Source organism: Cystobacter fuscus, assembly GCF_002305875.1.
GTDB classification, from domain to species: domain Bacteria; phylum Myxococcota; class Myxococcia; order Myxococcales; family Myxococcaceae; genus Cystobacter; species Cystobacter fuscus_A.
Map to the genome: position 1 here is coordinate 1,264,164 of NZ_CP022098.1, position 16,729 is coordinate 1,280,892.

The 16,729-nt window shown below is 68.2% G+C and carries 12 protein-coding genes; 9 read left to right on the forward strand and 3 right to left on the reverse strand.

The genetic code is table 11. From position 1 onward, the window contains the following. Positions 1–23: 23 nt before the first annotated feature. Both CYFUS_RS05315 and CYFUS_RS05320 read right to left on the reverse strand, forming a co-directional pair. Positions 24–1,856 carry a fibronectin type III domain-containing protein gene (locus CYFUS_RS05315; protein ID WP_095984240.1) on the reverse strand — a complete coding sequence of 611 codons (1,833 nt, stop codon included), beginning with the start codon at positions 1,854–1,856 and terminating at the stop codon, positions 24–26. 65 nt (positions 1,857–1,921) lie between these two features. Beyond that, positions 1,922–3,859: a fibronectin type III domain-containing protein gene (locus tag CYFUS_RS05320; RefSeq protein ID WP_095984241.1), complete on the reverse strand. Its 1,938-nt coding sequence runs from the start codon at positions 3,857–3,859 to the stop codon at positions 1,922–1,924. A 235-nt stretch (positions 3,860–4,094) separates the two neighbouring features. On the opposite strand from CYFUS_RS05320, the gene CYFUS_RS05325 reads away from it, so the two are divergent. The 5 genes from CYFUS_RS05325 (at position 4,095) to CYFUS_RS05345 (ending at position 10,499) form a co-directional block, all read left to right on the forward strand. Further along, entirely contained in the window at positions 4,095–5,030 is a 936-nt protein-coding gene (locus tag CYFUS_RS05325; protein WP_232537384.1) for a Tox-REase-5 domain-containing protein, read from the forward strand. Between the two features lie 9 nt (positions 5,031–5,039). Then, entirely contained in the window at positions 5,040–5,783 is a 744-nt protein-coding gene (locus tag CYFUS_RS05330) for an Imm52 family immunity protein (RefSeq protein ID WP_095984242.1), read from the forward strand. A gap of 165 nt (positions 5,784–5,948) precedes the next feature. Next, complete coding sequence (locus CYFUS_RS05335) at positions 5,949–7,595, forward strand: bifunctional 3-(3-hydroxy-phenyl)propionate/3-hydroxycinnamic acid hydroxylase (protein WP_095984243.1); 1,647 nt, start codon at positions 5,949–5,951, stop codon at positions 7,593–7,595. A 43-nt stretch (positions 7,596–7,638) separates the two neighbouring features. Then, on the forward strand, positions 7,639–9,039 hold the full coding sequence (locus CYFUS_RS05340; RefSeq protein WP_095984244.1) for a M16 family metallopeptidase: 1,401 nt from the start codon (positions 7,639–7,641) through the stop codon (positions 9,037–9,039). Next, positions 9,036–10,499: a M16 family metallopeptidase gene (locus CYFUS_RS05345; protein WP_095984245.1), complete on the forward strand. Its 1,464-nt coding sequence runs from the start codon at positions 9,036–9,038 to the stop codon at positions 10,497–10,499. The genes CYFUS_RS05340 and CYFUS_RS05345 overlap by 4 nt, the downstream gene beginning before the upstream one ends. Positions 10,500–10,514: 15 nt before the next feature. Here CYFUS_RS05345 and CYFUS_RS05350 read toward each other — a convergent pair whose 3' ends face one another. Beyond that, a complete protein-coding gene (locus tag CYFUS_RS05350) occupies positions 10,515–11,576 on the reverse strand; it encodes a DUF1615 family protein (RefSeq protein WP_332468340.1) in 1,062 nt (353 codons plus the stop codon). Between the two features lie 272 nt (positions 11,577–11,848). Here CYFUS_RS05350 and CYFUS_RS05355 point away from each other — a divergent pair, with 272 nt between their 5' ends. From CYFUS_RS05355 to CYFUS_RS05370, 4 genes are all read left to right on the forward strand, one after another. Next, positions 11,849–14,008: a M4 family metallopeptidase gene (locus tag CYFUS_RS05355; RefSeq protein WP_095984247.1), complete on the forward strand. Its 2,160-nt coding sequence runs from the start codon at positions 11,849–11,851 to the stop codon at positions 14,006–14,008. A gap of 184 nt (positions 14,009–14,192) precedes the next feature. Next, positions 14,193–14,894, forward strand: coding sequence for a pilus assembly FimT family protein (locus CYFUS_RS05360; protein WP_095984248.1), 702 nt, complete (start codon positions 14,193–14,195; stop codon positions 14,892–14,894). 15 nt (positions 14,895–14,909) lie between these two features. Next, positions 14,910–15,524 (forward strand): type IV pilus modification PilV family protein, encoded by a 615-nt coding sequence (locus CYFUS_RS05365; RefSeq protein WP_157758252.1) that lies wholly within the window; start codon positions 14,910–14,912, stop codon positions 15,522–15,524. An 11-nt stretch (positions 15,525–15,535) separates the two neighbouring features. Continuing rightward, on the forward strand, positions 15,536–16,729 hold the full coding sequence (locus CYFUS_RS05370; RefSeq protein WP_095984250.1) for a prepilin-type N-terminal cleavage/methylation domain-containing protein: 1,194 nt from the start codon (positions 15,536–15,538) through the stop codon (positions 16,727–16,729).

The window sequence follows — 16,729 nt, forward strand, 5'->3', positions numbered from 1 at the left end:
CAGAGGCTCCTGGCGAAACGCGACTACAAGCTGTCCAGATAGGCGCGGTGGCTGTTGGAGAACTCGTAGTTGGTGAACTTGTCCCAGTTGATGGACCAGGTCATCAGGCCCTTGAAGTCAGGGTAGCCCGAGGACTTGCGCAGCACGTAGCCGCCGCCGAACGACTGGCCCTTGATGAGATAGCCGAGCGCCTTCTGCACGTTGGCGGGCGTCGTGTAACCACCGCCAGCGGCCTGGGGCGAGGAGGGCAGGCCAATCACCACCTGATCCGGGCGGAGCGCCGGGAAGATGTTGCTCGCGTTGCCGCCGACCGGGAAGCCCTGCAGGAGCATCTCGGCCATGGCCACGTGGAAGTCCGCGGTGCCCTGGGCATACGCGCGGCCATCCAGCGCCGTCACGGTGCCGGTGTTGTAGTGCTGCACGTGCAGGTACGTCAGCCGGTCACGGAACGCGTAGATGACCGGCAGGTAGGCGCCCCACGGGCCACCGTAGGCCGAGTAGCCACCCTGCACGTAGGCCGTCTCGGGCGCCATCGTGAGCAGGAAGCCGGAGCCGTAGCGGCTGAGGATCTGCCGGACGCCGTCGATGAGGTTGGTGATCTTCGGCGTGGTCGGGTTGCGGAAGTCGGTGTCCCCGCCGTTGAGGGACAGCGAGCTGCCCTCCAGGTCGATGTCCATGCCGTCAAAGCCATACGTGTCGATGATGGACTGCATGGTGGTGACGAAGTTCTGCTTCGCGGTGGACGTGGCCAGATCCACCGTGCCGTTGGCGCCGCCCAGGGAGATGAGGACCTTCTTGCCCTGGCTCTTCAGGTAGGCGATGTCCGCCTTGAAGTCCGCGACGGTCGCGTTGTAGGGCGAGAACGCCATGTTGCCCGTGGTGGAGCCGCCCACCGGCTCGGCGAAGGCGACCTGGATGACGTTGAACTTGGGCGAGATGTCGCGCAGGCGGATGTTGGTCGAGCCGTTGTCGAAGTTGTGCCAGTAGCCGACGATGACCTTGCCGGTGCTCGCGGGCGGCGTGTTGGTCGTCGTCACCGAGATGCTGTTGCTCGCCGTCGAGCGGTTGCCGGCCGCGTCGCGGGCCTTCACGGTGAAGGTATACGTGGTGTTGGCCTTGAGGCCGGACACGGTGGCGCTCGTCGTGGTGCTGGTGGCGGACGCGGTCGTGGAGGCGCCGGTGAACAACTCATAGCCGGTGACGGCCACGTTGTCCGTCGAGCCCGTCCACGCCAGGGACACGTTGTCGCTGCCCGTGGCGGTGGAGCGCAGGCTCGAGGGAGCCGTCGGCGCCTGGGTATCGGCGATGTTGGGGGGCGTGGTCACGCTGAGCGCCGCGCTCGCCGCCGAGCGGTTGCCGGCCGCGTCCCGGGCCTTCACGCTGAAGGTATACGTGGTGTTGGCCTGGAGGCCGGAGATGGTGGCGCTCGTCGTGGTGCTGGTGGCGGTCCCGGACGCGCCGCCGCCGCTGAAGGACACCTCGTAGCCGGTGACGGCCACGTTGTCCGTCGAGCCCGTCCACGCCAGGGACACGCTGTTGCTGCTCGTGGCGGTGGAGCGCAGGCTCGAGGGAGCCGTTGGCGCCTGGGTGTCCGTGGGGACGCTGCTCCCCTCCAGCCACAGGGCGGGGACGTTGGGCGGCTCCCAGCCGACCAGCGACGTGTGGGCCTGGCGGCAGTCATAACCCTTGCCGCTGTAGGTCACGCTGTCGCCCTGCGCGTAGCCGACGTTGGGCGCCCACTCACCGCGTGCCGCGGCGGAGGCGAGGGTGGGGGACAGGCCAAACAGCAGCGCCATGGCGGCGGCCAGGATGAAGGAGCCCGGCCGGGACCCGCGGGTTCGACTCGACGAATACATGGATGAATCCTTCCTGGAGGGATGCGGTGTGAGGGGATTGGACGGTGAATGGAATGTGAGAGGCATCAGGGCAGGATGACCGGAGCGCGGTAGTAGTCCTGGACGCGGCTGATCCAGTAGTAGCCCTCGGTGGGCTGATCCTCCGGGTAGCTCCCTGGCTGGGGAATGCCGCGGGTGCTCACTCCGACGCCGGCGCCCATGAGGATGGCGACGACTCCCGCGTTGGCCGCCTCGGGAATGTGCGAGCCCCACGTCACCGTGCTGCCGCTCACCGAGACCTTGGGATCGCCCCACAGGTTCTTGGAGAACCAGGCCAGCCGGTTGCCCGAGAGCGTGATCCGGTCTCCGAAGAAGTAGGGAGCGGCGGACTCCTCGTACTGCTGCACGGCGTTGGAGAGGAGCGGGAACGTGCCCGAGGCGTTGTACGCGGTGGGGCTGCTCTGCAGGGTGCCGTTGATGTGTCCGGCGGGCACCTGCCAGAGCACCACGGGCAGGGACAGCGTCTCCTTCAGGGTCCGCACGAACAGGAGGTAGTTGTTCCAGAGGTCCGCGTTCCAGAACCACAGCGAGCTCGCCGGATCATTGGGATTGGCGCCCGCCGCCCCGGCCCCATCCAGTCCATACTTGTCGATGGAGATGAACTCGGCGTTTCCGTACTTCACGCCCGCCTTCAGGGCGAAGCCCGCGTTGGCGCGCGCGTTCTCCTGGATGCGCGTCTTGCCCGCCTCGAGCCCATACACCTCGGTCGCGTGAACGATGCCGGTGCTCGGAGCGCCGGGAGCGGCCCAGAGGTTGAGCTGCCAGCCGAGGAAGGCCTTGGGGGTGTACTTGCGCAGGGTGTAGTTGATGCTCTGGACGAGGCCGGTCAGGGTGTTGGGGAAGGTGGGATCCACGCCCCGCTGGAGCACGCCCGAGTCGTATACGGCGTAGGTCGCCGCGGGCATCTGCGCGGGATCATTGCCGTATTGCGGCCCGTACTGCTGCTGGATGTAGCCGAGGGTGTCGGGCTCGATGACGTAGCCGATGCGGCCCGTTCCGATGATGCCCGTCGCGGTCTGGCCCACGTCGCGCAGGCCCTGGAAGTACGTGGTGAGGAAGGCGGCGCTCTGCAGGTTGTTCCAGACGGCCGCGGGGCTGTCGGTGTTTCCACCAATCCCATACACCACGTAGATGGGCGTCATGCCCTGTTCCTTGCTCTTGTTGGCAAGGCGCACGGCGCGGTCATGCCACTCGGAGATCTGCGAGCCCCCGTTGAGGTACAGGTAGCCGTAGTCGAGGCGCTTGCCGGCGGGGAAGAGCGGGTTGACCTTGGAGAAGAACTTGTCGGTACCGGTGAAGGGCTCGTAGACGGTGCCGAGGGCGAGGTAGCTCGGGTGCCACGAGCCGTTGGGGAGAGGCGGCTCCGTCGTCCCGGGCGCGGTGGTGGCCGAGAGCGTGCTGCTCACCGTGGACAGGTTGCCCGCGTTGTCCCGGGCCTTGACGGTGTAGCTGTACTGCGTCGAGGGGGAGAGGCCGCTGTCCGTATAGGAGGTGCTGGTCGCCGTACCGACCTGGGTGCCATTGCGGAACACGAGGTAGCCAGTGACCCCGACGTTGTCGGTCGCCGTGTTCCAGGCGAGGGAGATCTGGGTGCTGGTCGTGCTCGTGGCCTTCAAGCCCGTCACTTGGGAGGGCGGAAGGGTGTCACCGCCGCTGGTCGTGCACGGGCCGATGAGCTTGTACCAACCGCTCGCGGTGCCGAGGACGGGGTCCGCGGACCAGATGGAGACGAGGGCCTCGTAAAGGTTGGCCTTGTAAACGACCCGGCTGCCCGGCGGATAGATGGTGCTGGCGTTCCACTCGGACACGCCGGTGCAGTTCTCCAGGGTCGCGAGGGCCGTGCCGGCTCCCTCCGCTTCGGCGCTCTCGTCGGAGGACGTGCCAGGTTGGCAGGCGGAGGTCACCAGGGCGACACAGGGTAGCAGTCGCAACCATCGCGGGGCCTTCCACGGGTGGACGGACATGTTCAGCTCTCCTTGGAATGGGGGCTCCGGCCGGGATGGGACCGGAGCGGCGTACCAGGAAGAGCGTGGGACTCATTTTTTCGGGTCAACCCATTATTCGGATTGTCCCCGAAAAGTGGGGGCCGTGCTGTTTTGAACGCCGGGGGACTCCTCCCGCCCCAATTCCCGGGCCACACTCGCGGTGTCTGTTTTCAATCGAGGCAACGGAGGAGGTGCGGCTTGTCCATTCTATGCGGTGAACGACGCACTGCGGCGTGGGGATGGCCTGCCCCTGAGCGAGTTGGGCCTGGGGAGAGACCCGCTCAGTGCCGCGCTCGACGGGGCCCAGGATGCCGTGGGGGAGATGGCGGTGGCGCTCGCCCAGTCCATCCTGCACCCCATCCGTACCTTGGAGGACCTGACGCAACTGCCTGGCACGGTGGCGAGCCTCATTGCCTCGTCGCCGGAATACTTCGCGCACTACGGCGCCATGTCCCGGGAGGACCAGATCCGCGAGGCGGCGCGCCTGTCCACGCACATCCTCATGATGCTCGGGGGCGCGAAGGCCTCCCTGGGGCGCATGAGCGGACTGGGGGCGGAGCTGCCGGTGCTGTCGCTCTCGGCTCGGGGCGAACTGGTGCTGGGCGGCGCCGTGGTGGCGGGAGGGACGGTGACCTCCACCGCGGGAATGGACTTGGGAGCCCTCTCCATCCTCCACATGGCGGGGAAAGGCCCGGGACGCACCAGTGGCACAAGTGGCAAGGCGGGGAAGTCCTCCCAGACGGCTTCGGCGAAGGGGCCCGGCAAGTGGACGTACAAGAAACCCACTACCGAGTCCAAGCAGGCCCTGGATTATCAGGAGCAGGTGACGGGACGACCTGCCTGGTACGTGTACATGATTGGCGAGGTGGAATTCGATGGCTTCAATGGCAAGGAACTGCTTGAGGCCAAGGGCACCAGCTACAAGAAATTCCTCACGAAGGATGGTACAGCCCAACCCTGGTTCGAAGCTGGAAAGGGGTTCAAGGGGCTGATGGAACAAGCCAGGAAGCAGTCGCGGCTTGCCAGTAGGTTGAAACTGCCGTTGGTGTGGTACGTGGCCGAGGCCGAATTCGCGAACTTCCTCCGTGAGGTCTTCGAGAGTGATGGGTTGGACAACATCACCGTCCGCCATACACCGCCAGCGCGGTGAGGAGCACGCATGCACGAATGGTACTACGTGGGAGGATACTGGGGTCCTCGGAAGGAGACGGCGCTGGAGTGTGCCCGGCGCGCGGAACTCTTCTTTCACATGCTGGCGCGGTGTGACTCCACTTTCACCCAGTGGTACCGGGGGGGACGTGGCGCCCCTCGTTCGCTGCCAGGCCACCCCGTTCGCCCAGAGGTGGCGGAGTGGGAGGAGTTGTTCCTGCGCGGAAGGCTTCGCACGGACGTCGGCAAGAAGGTCATCGAGGAGTTTGGCTTCGTGGAATACGTCTGGAATGCGAAGACCAGGGAGCGAACTCGCGTTGAATTCAGTTGCGGTGCTTACTCCCGTGGGGCGGTGAACACGTGCCTGCTCAGGCCGCCCGAGGTCGGCCCGCTGCGGGAGCGGATCCTGAGTGCCCCGCTGCTGGCCGAGGTGCTCACCAGTCTGGCCACCGCGTGGGATCCCGACTTCGCCATCGCTGGTTCGAACGAGATGGTACGGCTCGTCCGGAAACGGAAAGGGGAAGTGCGGGTGGGTTGGCTGACGTACCTGTCGCGCCGGTTGGGCACGGTGCCACCTCTGCCCGCCCCCGTGCGCATCGAGCCGGTGGGGACTCTGGGCTGGCTCCTCGTCCTGTCCCCCGAGCCCATGAGCGCGAGCAACCCCGAGCACGTGGCCTTCACCTCTCGTGTGCGCGAACTGCTCGACCGCGCCGGTCTCATCCGACGTCCGGACCCCGTGACCGGTGAGGAATGATGGGAGGTGTGCCTCCCCTTCTGTCCACTCCGGGTCACCGCCCCACCCGCCGATGGTGTGACAGGCAGGTAGGCCCCTCACATCGAACGTGGTGGGACGCCTCGCATCCGCTACATTGCCGCCGCCGCACTCCCGGGCTGCCGGGGCAGCGATGTCGAGACTTCCATGATGCCATCGGTACAAGAAACAGACGTGCTCATCTCCGGCTGCGGTCCGGTGGGCGCCCTGACGGCCAACCTCCTGGGACAGCATGGCGTCCGCACGCTCGTGCTCGAGCGCGAGTTCGTCCACCATGGCCAGCCCCGCGCCATCACCTGTGACGACGAGGCCCTGCGCATCTACCAGTCCGTCGGCTTCGCCGAGGTCATGGATGCCCACATGTACACCTGCCCCGAGGTGGAGCTCGTGGGGGCCTCGGGCGAGCTCTTCGCCCGGCTCGGCATCCAGGAGACGGACTTCGGCAACGGCTACCCGGCCCTGCGCTTCTTCAGCCAGCCCTACGTCGAGCGCGTGCTGCGTCAGGGCGTGGCGCGCTTCCCCCACGTGGAATTGCGGCTCGGCCAGCAGGTGGAAGGCTACACCCAGGACGCGCAGGGCCTCACGGTCACCGTCCGGGACGTGCGCCATGGCACCGAGCACACCGTGCGCGCCCGCTACCTCCTCGCGTGTGACGGGGGCCGCAGCACCCTGCGCCGTCTGGCCGGCATCGATATGGTGGGCTCCACCTATGACGAGGGCATGGTGGCCGTCTCCCTCCTGCTGCCCGAGGAGCCCCCGGCCGTGTGCCGCATGGTGTGCGACCCCCACCGCCATGTCTTCGTCACCCGGTGCGCCGGCAACGAGCTGCGCGTGGAGTACATGATTCGCGAGGACGAGAAGGCCGAGGACATGATCCGGCCCGAGCGCATCCGCGAGTTCATCTCTCCGTACGTGGATCCGGATCGCGTCACCGTCCTGCGCGCCGCCCCCTACATCTTCAACCGCCGCGTGGCCGCGCGCTGGCGCGATGACCGGATGTTCCTGCTCGGCGATGCCGCCCACCTCATGCCGCCCGTGCTCGGCCAGGGGTTGTGCTCCGGTCTGCGCGACGCCGCCAACCTCTCCTGGAAGCTCGCCGCCGTCCTCCACGGCCAGGCCGACGAGTCGCTCCTGGACACCTATGAGCTGGAGCGCCGCCCCCACGCCGAGGCCATGCTCCAGGCCAGCGTGAACATGGGCCGGCTCGTGCTCACCGGCAGCCGTCCGCTCGCCTTCCTGCGCGACCGGGTCTTCCAGGCGATCGACCGCATCCCGCGCGTCCATCGCTTCATCCGCAACCTCGAGTTCAAGCCCCGGCCCCTCATCCCCCGGGGCTTCATCCTGGGCGACTCCCGGGGCCATCGGCACGCGCCCGAGGGGACGTACTTTCCCCAGCCCTGGGTGGAGGGCCCCGGCGGCCGGGTGTTGCTCGATGAGCTGCTCGGCCCGGGCTTCGCGGTGCTCGTCCATCCGGACACCCAGGAGGCCTCGGTGCGAGCCGCGCAGGTGCTCGCCGACAGCCTGGGCGCCCGGTGTCTGCGCTTCCGTGCGCCGCGCTCCAGCAAGGCCCGGCTGGGCGAGGTGGTGGACAGTGACGGCGCGCTCGAGGCGTGGTTCCAGCAGCACCAGGTGGAGATCGCCGTGCTGCGCCCCGACCGCTACCTCTTCGGCGCGGTCCGGGGCACGCACCTGGCCTGGTTGGCCTCGGCCCTGCGTCGGCGGGTGCATGGGCCGTTGCGTTTCGTGGAGCCCCTGCCCGCGCCCCTGTCGGGAGCCAGCTCCTCGGCGGGGTGAGGGCGTGGGGTGCGGGAAGTTCGACTGACTCAAGGGAGAGCGGATGTTCAAACAGAAGTTGTACATCACGGGGTTGGTCCTGCTCGCCGGGACGTCGGCGTGTGCGCAGGGACGGGCCGCGGCGGCCGGGACGGCGGCCTCCACCCCCGCGGCGAAGGCGGGGGAGCAGATCCAGGAGCGGACGCTGAAGAATGGCTTGAAGGTCATCGTCTGGCCCGTGCCCGCCAATCCCAGTGTCTCGCTCTATAACTGGTTCCGTGTGGGCAGCCGCAACGAGCGGCCCGGCATCACCGGCCTGTCCCACTTCTTCGAGCACATGATGTTCAACGGCGCGAAGAAGTATGGGCCCGGTGAGTTCGATCGGGTCATGGAGGCGCATGGCGGCCGCAACAACGCCTACACCTCCGAGGACGTCACCGTGTACCAGGACTGGTTTCCGCGCTCGGCGCTGGAGACCATCTTCGAGCTGGAGGCGGATCGGCTCTCGAGTCTGTCGATCGATCCCAAGGTGGTGGAGAGCGAGCGGGGCGTCGTCTACTCCGAGCGGCGCTCCAGCGTGGACAACGACAACTCCGGTCTGCTCATGGAGCAGGTGCAGGCCACCGCCTTCGTGGCGCACCCCTACCAGATTCCCGTCATCGGCTGGCCCTCGGACATCGAGGGCTGGACGCAGGAGGACCTGGAGCGCTACTTCCGCACCTACTACGCGCCCAACAACGCCACGCTCCTCGTCGTGGGCGCGGTGACACCCTCGGACATCTTCGCCCTGGCGGAGAAGTACCTCGAGCCCATCCCCGCCCAGCCCGCGCCCGAGCCCGTGCACACCGTGGAGCCCGTGCAGCAGGGCGAGCGCCGGGTGGTGGTGCGCAAGCTCGCGCAGGCCCCCCTCGTGCAGATGGCCTTCCACGGTCTGCGCGGCCGGGACGCGGAGGCTCCGGCGTTGGATCTCCTGGTGCGCATCCTCACCGAGGGCGACTCCTCGCGGCTGCACCGGCGGCTGGTCGAGGAGGAGCGGGTGGCCATCCGCGTGCAGGGCTCCCGGGGCGCGGGGTTCGACCCGTCGTTGACCTGGGTGCTCGTGGACCTGCCTCCGGGCGGAGATCCGGCCCGGGTGGAGGCGCTGCTCGACGAGGAGCTCGCCCGGGTGGGCACCACGGAGGTCACCGACGCGGAGCTGCGCAAGGCCAAGAACATCGCCGTGGCGGACTTCTGGCGTTACCTGGAGACGAACAGCGGTCGGGCCCAGGCCCTGGGCACCTACGAGGTGTTCCACGGCGATTGGAAGGAGCTGTTCCGCGCGCCCGAGCGCTATGAGGCGGTGACGCGCGAGCAGGTACGGCGGGTGGCCGCCAAGGTGTTCGGCCGGGACAACCGCACGGTGGGCGTGTTGGTGCCCGAGACGGCCTCGAGCGAGGCGGAGCAGAAGCAGGAGGCGGCGCGATGAAGGGGTGGACGAAGACGGCGCTCGTGTTGGGACTCACGGCGTCCATGGCGGGAGCCCAGCAGCCTCCGGCGGCCGCACCGAAGCCCCAGACGGTCCAGCGCGACGCGGCGCGCGACTCGGTGAAGCTGCCGAAGGCCCGGGTGCTGACGCTGAAGAACGGTGCCCTGGTGCAGTTGGTGGAGAAACACGACGTGCCGCTCGTGTCCTTCAGCGCGCGGCTGCGCGGCGGCGCCCTGGGAGATCCCGAGGGCAAGGAGGGCCTGGCCGCGCTCACCGCCGAGCTGCTCCAGAAGGGCGCCGGCACGCGCGATGCCCGCCAGTTCGCCGAGGCGGTGGACAGCGTGGGCGGCTCGCTCGCGGTGTCCCCGGGCCGCGAGTCGCTCGACGTGATGGGGCAGTTCACGTCGCGCGACACCGCGCTCATGGTGGAGCTGCTCGCGGACATGCTCCAGCGGCCCCGGTTCGACCCGGCCGAACTGGAGAAGACGCGCGCGCGCATGGTGTCGGAGCTCGCCGCGGAGAAGGATGGAGATCTGCGCGGCCTCATCGGCACCTACTTCCATGCCTTCCACTTCGGCGCGCACCCGTACGGGCGGCCCCTGGGGGGCAGCGAGGCGTCCCTGGCTCCGCTCCAGCGCGAGGACGTGCTGGCCTATGCCCGGGCGCACCTGGGGGGCGATCGGCTCATCCTCTCCGTGGTGGGGGACTTCGATGCGAAGCAGCTCGCGTCGCGGCTCGAGAAGGCGTTGGGCGGCTGGGCCCGCGCGGCCTCTCCGGCTCCCGTGGCGCCTCCCACCCAGCCCTCCAAGGGACGGCGCGTGCTGCTGGTGGACAAGCCCGACGCCACGCAGACGTACTTCTGGGTGGGCAACACCGGCATCTCCCGCACGGATCCCTCGCTCGTGGACGTGTCCCTGGCCAACACGGCGCTCGGGGGCCGCTTCACCTCGCTGCTCAACACCGCGCTGCGAATCAAATCCGGCCTCACCTACGGCGCGGGCTCCGCGGTGATCACCGCCACGCAGCCGGGCGTCTTCGCCGTGTCCTCGTACACGAAGACGGAGTCCACCGCCCAGGCATTGGATCTCACCCTGGAGGTGCTCACCCGCTACCGCGAGCAGGGAATGGACGCGGCCGCGCTCGCCTCCATCCAGGAGTACATGCTGGGCCAGTTCCCGCCCACCCTGGAGACGAGCCTGCAACTGGCCACGAAGTTCTCCGAGCTCGCCTTCTACGGCCTGGACGCGCGGGACGTGGACGACTTCGCCACCCGGGTGTCCAGCGCGGATCCGAAGCGTGTGCTCACCGCGCTCCAGCGGGTGGTGCCCGCCTCGGAGGACCTCACCCTGGTGCTCATCGGCAAGGCCGCGGACATCCGCGAGGCGGCGCGCAAGTACGGCCCCGTCACCGAGATGCGCCTGAGCGATCCCGTCTTCGCTCCTCTCCGGACGGGCCGCTGAGGCGGGTGGGGCGCGCTACTTCGTCGCGGGCATGGCGCGCCCCAGGCACCGCTGGAATCGCTTGTTCACCGACTGGGCGAACCACGCCGTGGAGCGGTCCCCGCTGAGCTTGGGGCTGCGGATGACCACCGACGGCAGCCGCGCGTACTCCGGGGGCTGGCCCGTCACCTCCTGGTACGCGCGCTTGATGGCGCTCCAGGTGTCCGTCTCCTCGAAGGCGAGCGTCTTCTCCTCGCGCACGTCCTTGCGCACCCGTCGCTCGCTCAGGTCCGGGGCGTAGCGCCGCCGGAAGGTGAGGATCGCCTCCAGGCTGTGGCTGTCCGTGTCCAGGGGCTCGCCCTGTTTGTCGTAGGCGAGCAGATCTCCATCCGCCACCAGCTCGATGCCGGTGAGCCGGCTCACCTGGCTCTGGAGCGCCGCGTTGCGCGAGGCGTAGAAGCCCGCGTTGTAGTCCGCGAAGCGGTACACGGGGTCGGAGTAGTGGGCCTCGTAGCCAAGCAGTCGGGCGGTGCCGTAGTACACCCCGCCCCCACGTGTGTAGAGCTCCTCTCGCACCCGCCGCTGTGCGCGCTCATCGTCTTCTCCCGCCAGCTCCTCGGAGAAGCGCACACTCACCTGCATGGAGCCCGCGGTGGTGATGGGGTTGAGGTCCTCCAGCCGTCCGGACTGGAAGAGGGCGCTGGCCAGCTTCGCCGCGGTGTAGGTGCTGGGAAACTCCGTCTCGTAGTACTCCAACAGCTCCCGGAAGACGCGGTCCAGATCCCTCTCCGTGCGCACCTGCTCCAGGCGTTGCGCGAACGTCCGCTTTTCTCCAGGCGCCTTGCCCCCGAGGAGGGCCGCGATCGCCGGAGGGCCGAAGGGACCCAGCTTGTCCGCATAGGTGTCCAGCCGCTGCTGGACGATGCGTGCCAGGCCCGGCACCGCCGGGTTGGCCTGGAAGCCCGACTCCTGCTCGATGACGGCGAGCACCGAGCACACCGCCTCGAGCGAGGGATGGATGCGGTGGGCCTCCAGGGCCGCCAGGACGTCCTCCGCCCAACCCTCCCGCTCCTTCACGTTCGCGGGTACCAGTCGCACCGCCTCCTCCGCGCTGACGCGGGCGGGAAGGGGCTCGGTCCGCGAGGCCTGGCGATGGGCACATCCGCTCAGGGCGCTCAATACACAGACAAACAGAGCCACCGCATACCAGCGGACACATCCAGACGTGTATGTGATGAAAGACTTCAAAGCCATGACGTCCCCTTGATTCGTGAAGAGTCGCTATGAGAACTAGGTGGCCACTTCATTGAAGGAAGGGGGGGGCCATGACGAATCGAATTCTGAGAAATTTTTGCATGATAGGGCTGGGCATGAGCCTGGCGGCTTGTGGTTCGACGGGGAACGTGAACGAGGAGGCGGTGCGCGCGGGCGACAAGGATGTGGACATCCAGGCCGCGTTGTCTCGCTTCAAGGACGTGCGCGTGGTGGGCAGTGAGGCGGGTGTTCCCTATGCCGTGACCGGACGTCTGGGGAAGCTGTCGTCCGCGGGACGTCTGGACGTGGCGGGCGTGAAGGATGAGCTGCGCGAGGAGATGGCGCGGCTTGCCCCCATCTTTCGCGTGGACGGAGGGGACCTGGTGCTTCAGCGCTCCCGGGTGGACGAGCGGGGTCACCAACACCTGCGCTTCCAGCAGACCCTGAGGGGGCTGCGCGTGGTGGGCGGTGAGCTCGTGGTGCACGTGGATGAGACGGGCAACCTCTACGCTCTCAATGGCACCGTCCGCCCGGGCGAGACCGCGGCGTCCAAGGCGAGCGTGGCGCCCGAGGCCGCGCTCGAGGCGGCCGTGGCGGGCTCGTCCGCGCTCGGTGCCGCGGCCCAGGGCCCGGCGAAGCTGGTCTACGTGCTGCCCGAGCATGCCCAGGAGCCGCGGCTGGCCTATGAGGTCCGCGTGACGGGGGCGCGCGCGGGCATGCCCGCCGATGATCTCGTCTACGTGGACGCGCGGCGCGGCGTCATCCTGCTCGTCAATCCCCGCGTCCATTCGGCCCTCAACCGCAAGGTGCACTCGGCCAACAACGGCACCTCCACGCCGGGCACGCTCAAGCGCTCCGAGGGGCAGGCCGCCGTGGGTGACGCCCATGTCGACACGAACTACGACATGCTGGGCACCACCTACAATTGTTACAAGACGCTCTTCAATCGCGACTCGTACGACAACGCGGGCGCCACGCTGATCAGCACCGTCCATTATGACACCGAGTACGTCAACGCCTACTGGGATGGTACCCAGATGGTGTACGGGGATGGCGATGGCGTGAATTCCATCGAGCTCGGCCTGGATCTGGACGTGACGGTGCACGAGCTCACCCACGCCGTGACGGACTCCGAGTCGGACCTCGTCTACTCGGGGGAGTCGGGCGGCCTCAACGAGTCCATGTCCGATATCTTCTCCGGCGTGTGCGAGAGCTGGTCGCGTGGCTGGTCCGTGGACGCGGACGTCTTCAAGGTGGGCGAGGACATCTGGACGCCGGGCACGGCGGATGACGCCCTGCGCTACATGGACGATCCGTTCCTGGATGGGGACTCGCTCGACTTCTACGGGGACTACTCCCCGGGCGTGGACGTGCACTACAGCTCGGGCATCAGCAACCTGGTGTTCGCGCTGCTGTCCAAGGGAGGCACCCACCCGCGCGGCAAGACGACCCAGAACGTGACGGCGATTGGTCCGGAGAAGGCCGGCCGCATCTTCTACAAGGCCAACACGGATCTCTTCACCTCCAGCACCACCTTCGAGCAGGCCAAGACATACACCGTCCAGGCCGCCGAGGCGCTCTTCGGCGTGGGCTCGGCCGAGGCCGCCGCGGTGAGCGCCGCGTGGCTGGCCGTGGGCGTGCCCCCGCCGCCGCCCGTCACCACCCCGTTGACCAATGGCGTGCCCGTGAGCGGTCTGTCCGGCAGCACGGGCAACAAGAAGTACTACACGCTGGAGGTGCCCGCCGGTCTGCCCAACGTGGTGTTCGACCTGAGCGGCGGCTCGGGCGACGCGGACCTGTATGTGAAACAGGGCTCGGTGCCGACGACGGGCTCGTATGACTGCCGCTCGTTCAAGATTGGCAATACGGAGAACTGCACCTTCTCCAGCCCGGCGGCGGGCACCTGGTATGTCCTGATCTACGCCTACACCTCGTACTCGGGCGCGAGCCTCAAGGCCACGCATGAGGCGGGGGGCCCCGTGTCCGTGAGTGTCAGCGGCTCGCCGAGCCAGGGCCAGCGCATCTTCCATGGCCCGTACAGCGTGGTGGCGGGGACGACCTTCAAGGTGGTGATGTCGGGCACGGGCGACCCCGACCTGTACGTCCGCTTCGGCTCCGAGCCCACCACCACCTCCTACAACTGCCGCCCGTACTACTCCAACGCCTACGAGCGGTGCGAGCTGGTGGTGCCCGCGGGTGAGACCCGCGCGTACATCATGGTGGATGGCTTCACGGCGGCCACCTACAACCTGGCCATCAACTACACCCGGCCGTAGTCGACAAGGCGGGCGGACGTACCGCGGGCGGCTCTCCCACGAGGAGGGCCGCCCGTGGTGTTTTCAGGCATTTCCGAGTGCTCCTGGGGGGGGATTGTGTCGAGAATGCGCTTTTTGATAAATTAAGAATTATTCGCCCACAGTGTAAGTCGGCGACCGAGTTCTCCCGTGAAGGGGTAGTCGAATGCCCTACCTTGTGAGCCCAACGAAGAGGGAACAGCGCCCGGGAGGCTTCACCCTCGTCGAAGTGCTGGTCGTGATGGCCATCATCGGCGTGACGACCGGGCTGGCGCTGGTGGCCTATGAGGCGGTGGGCCGGCGTGGGGCGCTGCAGAGCGCCGCGTTCGAGTTGCAGGGCGTGTTGAGCACGGCGCGCACGCGGGCCTCGTCGGCGGGCCATCCGGTGTGGGTTGTCTTCTATCCGGCGGGGGGGCGCGGCACGCTGAGCACCGGCAAGGGCGCGTTCCTGGTGGTGGAGGATCGCCAGAGCGTCTTCGCGCGCAACCCGCGTGGGCTCTTCGCGCTGCCGTTCACGGTGGACGTCATGGGCAGCACGGGCAGCGTGTCCGCCATCTACTACCTGGATGACCACGGCAAGAAGGTGCGCTTCGGGGCGCTGACGCCCGGGATCACGGATGCGTTCGGCGCGCCCTTCCTGGGGCTCGCGGTGCAGACGTGCAGCTTCTGCGCGGGCACCGACAGTCCGAGCGGCGCCATGGGGTTCTACCCGGATGGGAGCGCGCGCTTCGTGGACGGCACGGGCCGGTGGATCACCACCACCAACCAGTCACTGGCCTTCAGCAGTACGCAGGGCGGGGGCCAGTACCTGTTCGCCATCTCGGGACCCTCTGGGTTCATGGCCACCTTTTCATCGGACAAAACCTAGAACGGAGGAACCACCGTGGACCTCACCTCCCGCCGCCGTGTCCGCAGCCGTCGCTCCACTCCGAGGGGTGTGTCTCTCATCGAGGCGATGATCGCCGCGGTGGTGCTGCTCATCGGGCTGATGGGCGTCTTCCAGGGGCTGCTCGTGGCCAGCCGGCAGAACGCCAACGCCAACCAGGCGACGCGCGCCTCGGGCATCGCCTCGCAGGTGCGCGGGGCGTTGGACACGCTGGGCGGCAACCGGGTGGTGGGCGTGCCGGGCTACACCGGCCTGCTGACCGGCGCGGACTGCAACCCCGGCGCGGAGGTCGCCGCGCTCACCGGCGGCCTGGAGAAGCTGCAGCCCGCCAGCGGCGAGTCCTGGGCCGTCCGCTGCATCTTCGACCTGGACGCCTACGAGCGCGCGGCGGGCGCCCGTCGGTTGCTCCCCAGCTACACGGAGGCGGACTTCGGCCGCTTCCGGCGCGTGCTGGTGATGATCGACAAGCCGGACGAGGCCACGGGCGTGCCCATCCACCAGGTCATCATCGTGGTCTCGTGGATGGAGGTGACCCAGCGCCGGTACGTCCGCCAGTACGTGAGCTTCTACGACTCCGGTCCCTTCGCGAACGAAATCAACGTCGAGATCTGACCGGTCCCCCCATGCCTCCTTCGAATCGCCCCCCGACCCCCGCACCGCGCGGCTTCACGCTCGTCGAGCTCATGGTGGGCGCGGTGATGACGACGATCATCCTCGCGGCCGTGGCCACCGCCCTGATGGGCGTGCAGGGGGCCTTCCAGCGCGAGTCGCGCGTGAAGGTGGCGGTGGAGGGGTTGCGCACGACGACGAGCTTCATCGAGCAGCGGCTGCGCATGGCGGGCTACGGCGTGGATCCGCGCTTCGCCTTCGACTTCAGCGGGGCGGTGATTCCGGACGGCGCCAAGTCCAACTACACCGTGGTGCTCGGTGGCTCCCAGCCCAACTCCATCACGGATGACCTGGCCTTCCGCTACCGGGACGCGGCGTGGATGCGCCGGGGGCACCTCGCGGGCTCCACCGTCGTGCTGGAGGACCCTGGGAGCACGTTCGGCGTGAGCTTCAACAAGGGCCAGCTCCTGCTCGTGTCGTGCGTGGGCAGCCGGGAGTACGTGGTGATGAAGGCCGGCGCGGCGGGGGTGTCGGCGGAGGCGAACGCGTCCGGCGGCTTCATCCTGGATCCGGCCCTCTCGTCCGTCCCCCTCAATACGCCGTGCCTGTCCAGGGCGGGCAACAGCGCGCCCTACCTGATGATGATCCACGTGATGCGCCTGCGCATCGTGGCCCTGGACGGCCGCCCGTTCCTGATGGCGTTCCAGGGCCTGGACGAGCTGGACCTGTCGAGCGCCGTGCCGCTGGCCGCGGACGTGGAGTCCTTCCAGGTGGCCTACGTGATGAACCGGCCGGTGCCGGGCAGCCCCAACGCGGGGGTGATGGCGGTGGACTTCAACTCCCCGGTGACCAACTGGGTGTTGGGGGACACGGGCAGCGCGCTCGCGGACCGCACTCCGGATCCCAACGCCCTGCCGGTCCCCGTCCTCAAGCTGCCCTACGAGGATCCGGCCCGCTACAACCGGCACCCGGCCAACATCCGCGCCGTGCGCCTGAGCATCGGCATCCGCTCGACCACCCCCGAGTCCAATGGGCGCCGCGCCTTCGAGCGCGTGGATCTGGAGGACTCGGGCGAGGCGGGGCCGGCGGATGGCTACTACCGCACCAACATGACCACCACCGTGCGCGTCCCCAACATGCTGTCGCGCTCGACCTTCAATCCTCCGGTGGGTGACGAATCCACCGGTCTCAATGTGTGGGGAGGCTGA

Bases quoted from the DNA above. Each gene is read 5' to 3' on its own strand.
- CYFUS_RS05315 (WP_095984240.1), bottom strand. From the start codon at position 1,856: ATGTATTCGTCGAGTCGAACCCGCGGGTCCCGGCCGGGCTCCTTCATC.
- CYFUS_RS05370 (WP_095984250.1), top strand. From the start codon at position 15,536: ATGCCTCCTTCGAATCGCCCCCCGACCCCCGCACCGCGCGGCTTCACG.
- CYFUS_RS05355 (WP_095984247.1), top strand. From the start codon at position 11,849: ATGAGCCTGGCGGCTTGTGGTTCGACGGGGAACGTGAACGAGGAGGCG.
- CYFUS_RS05360 (WP_095984248.1), top strand. From the start codon at position 14,193: ATGCCCTACCTTGTGAGCCCAACGAAGAGGGAACAGCGCCCGGGAGGC.
- CYFUS_RS05335 (WP_095984243.1), top strand. From the start codon at position 5,949: ATGATGCCATCGGTACAAGAAACAGACGTGCTCATCTCCGGCTGCGGT.
- CYFUS_RS05345 (WP_095984245.1), top strand. From the start codon at position 9,036: ATGAAGGGGTGGACGAAGACGGCGCTCGTGTTGGGACTCACGGCGTCC.
- CYFUS_RS05330 (WP_095984242.1), top strand. From the start codon at position 5,040: ATGCACGAATGGTACTACGTGGGAGGATACTGGGGTCCTCGGAAGGAG.
- CYFUS_RS05320 (WP_095984241.1), bottom strand. From the start codon at position 3,859: ATGTCCGTCCACCCGTGGAAGGCCCCGCGATGGTTGCGACTGCTACCC.
- CYFUS_RS05340 (WP_095984244.1), top strand. From the start codon at position 7,639: ATGTTCAAACAGAAGTTGTACATCACGGGGTTGGTCCTGCTCGCCGGG.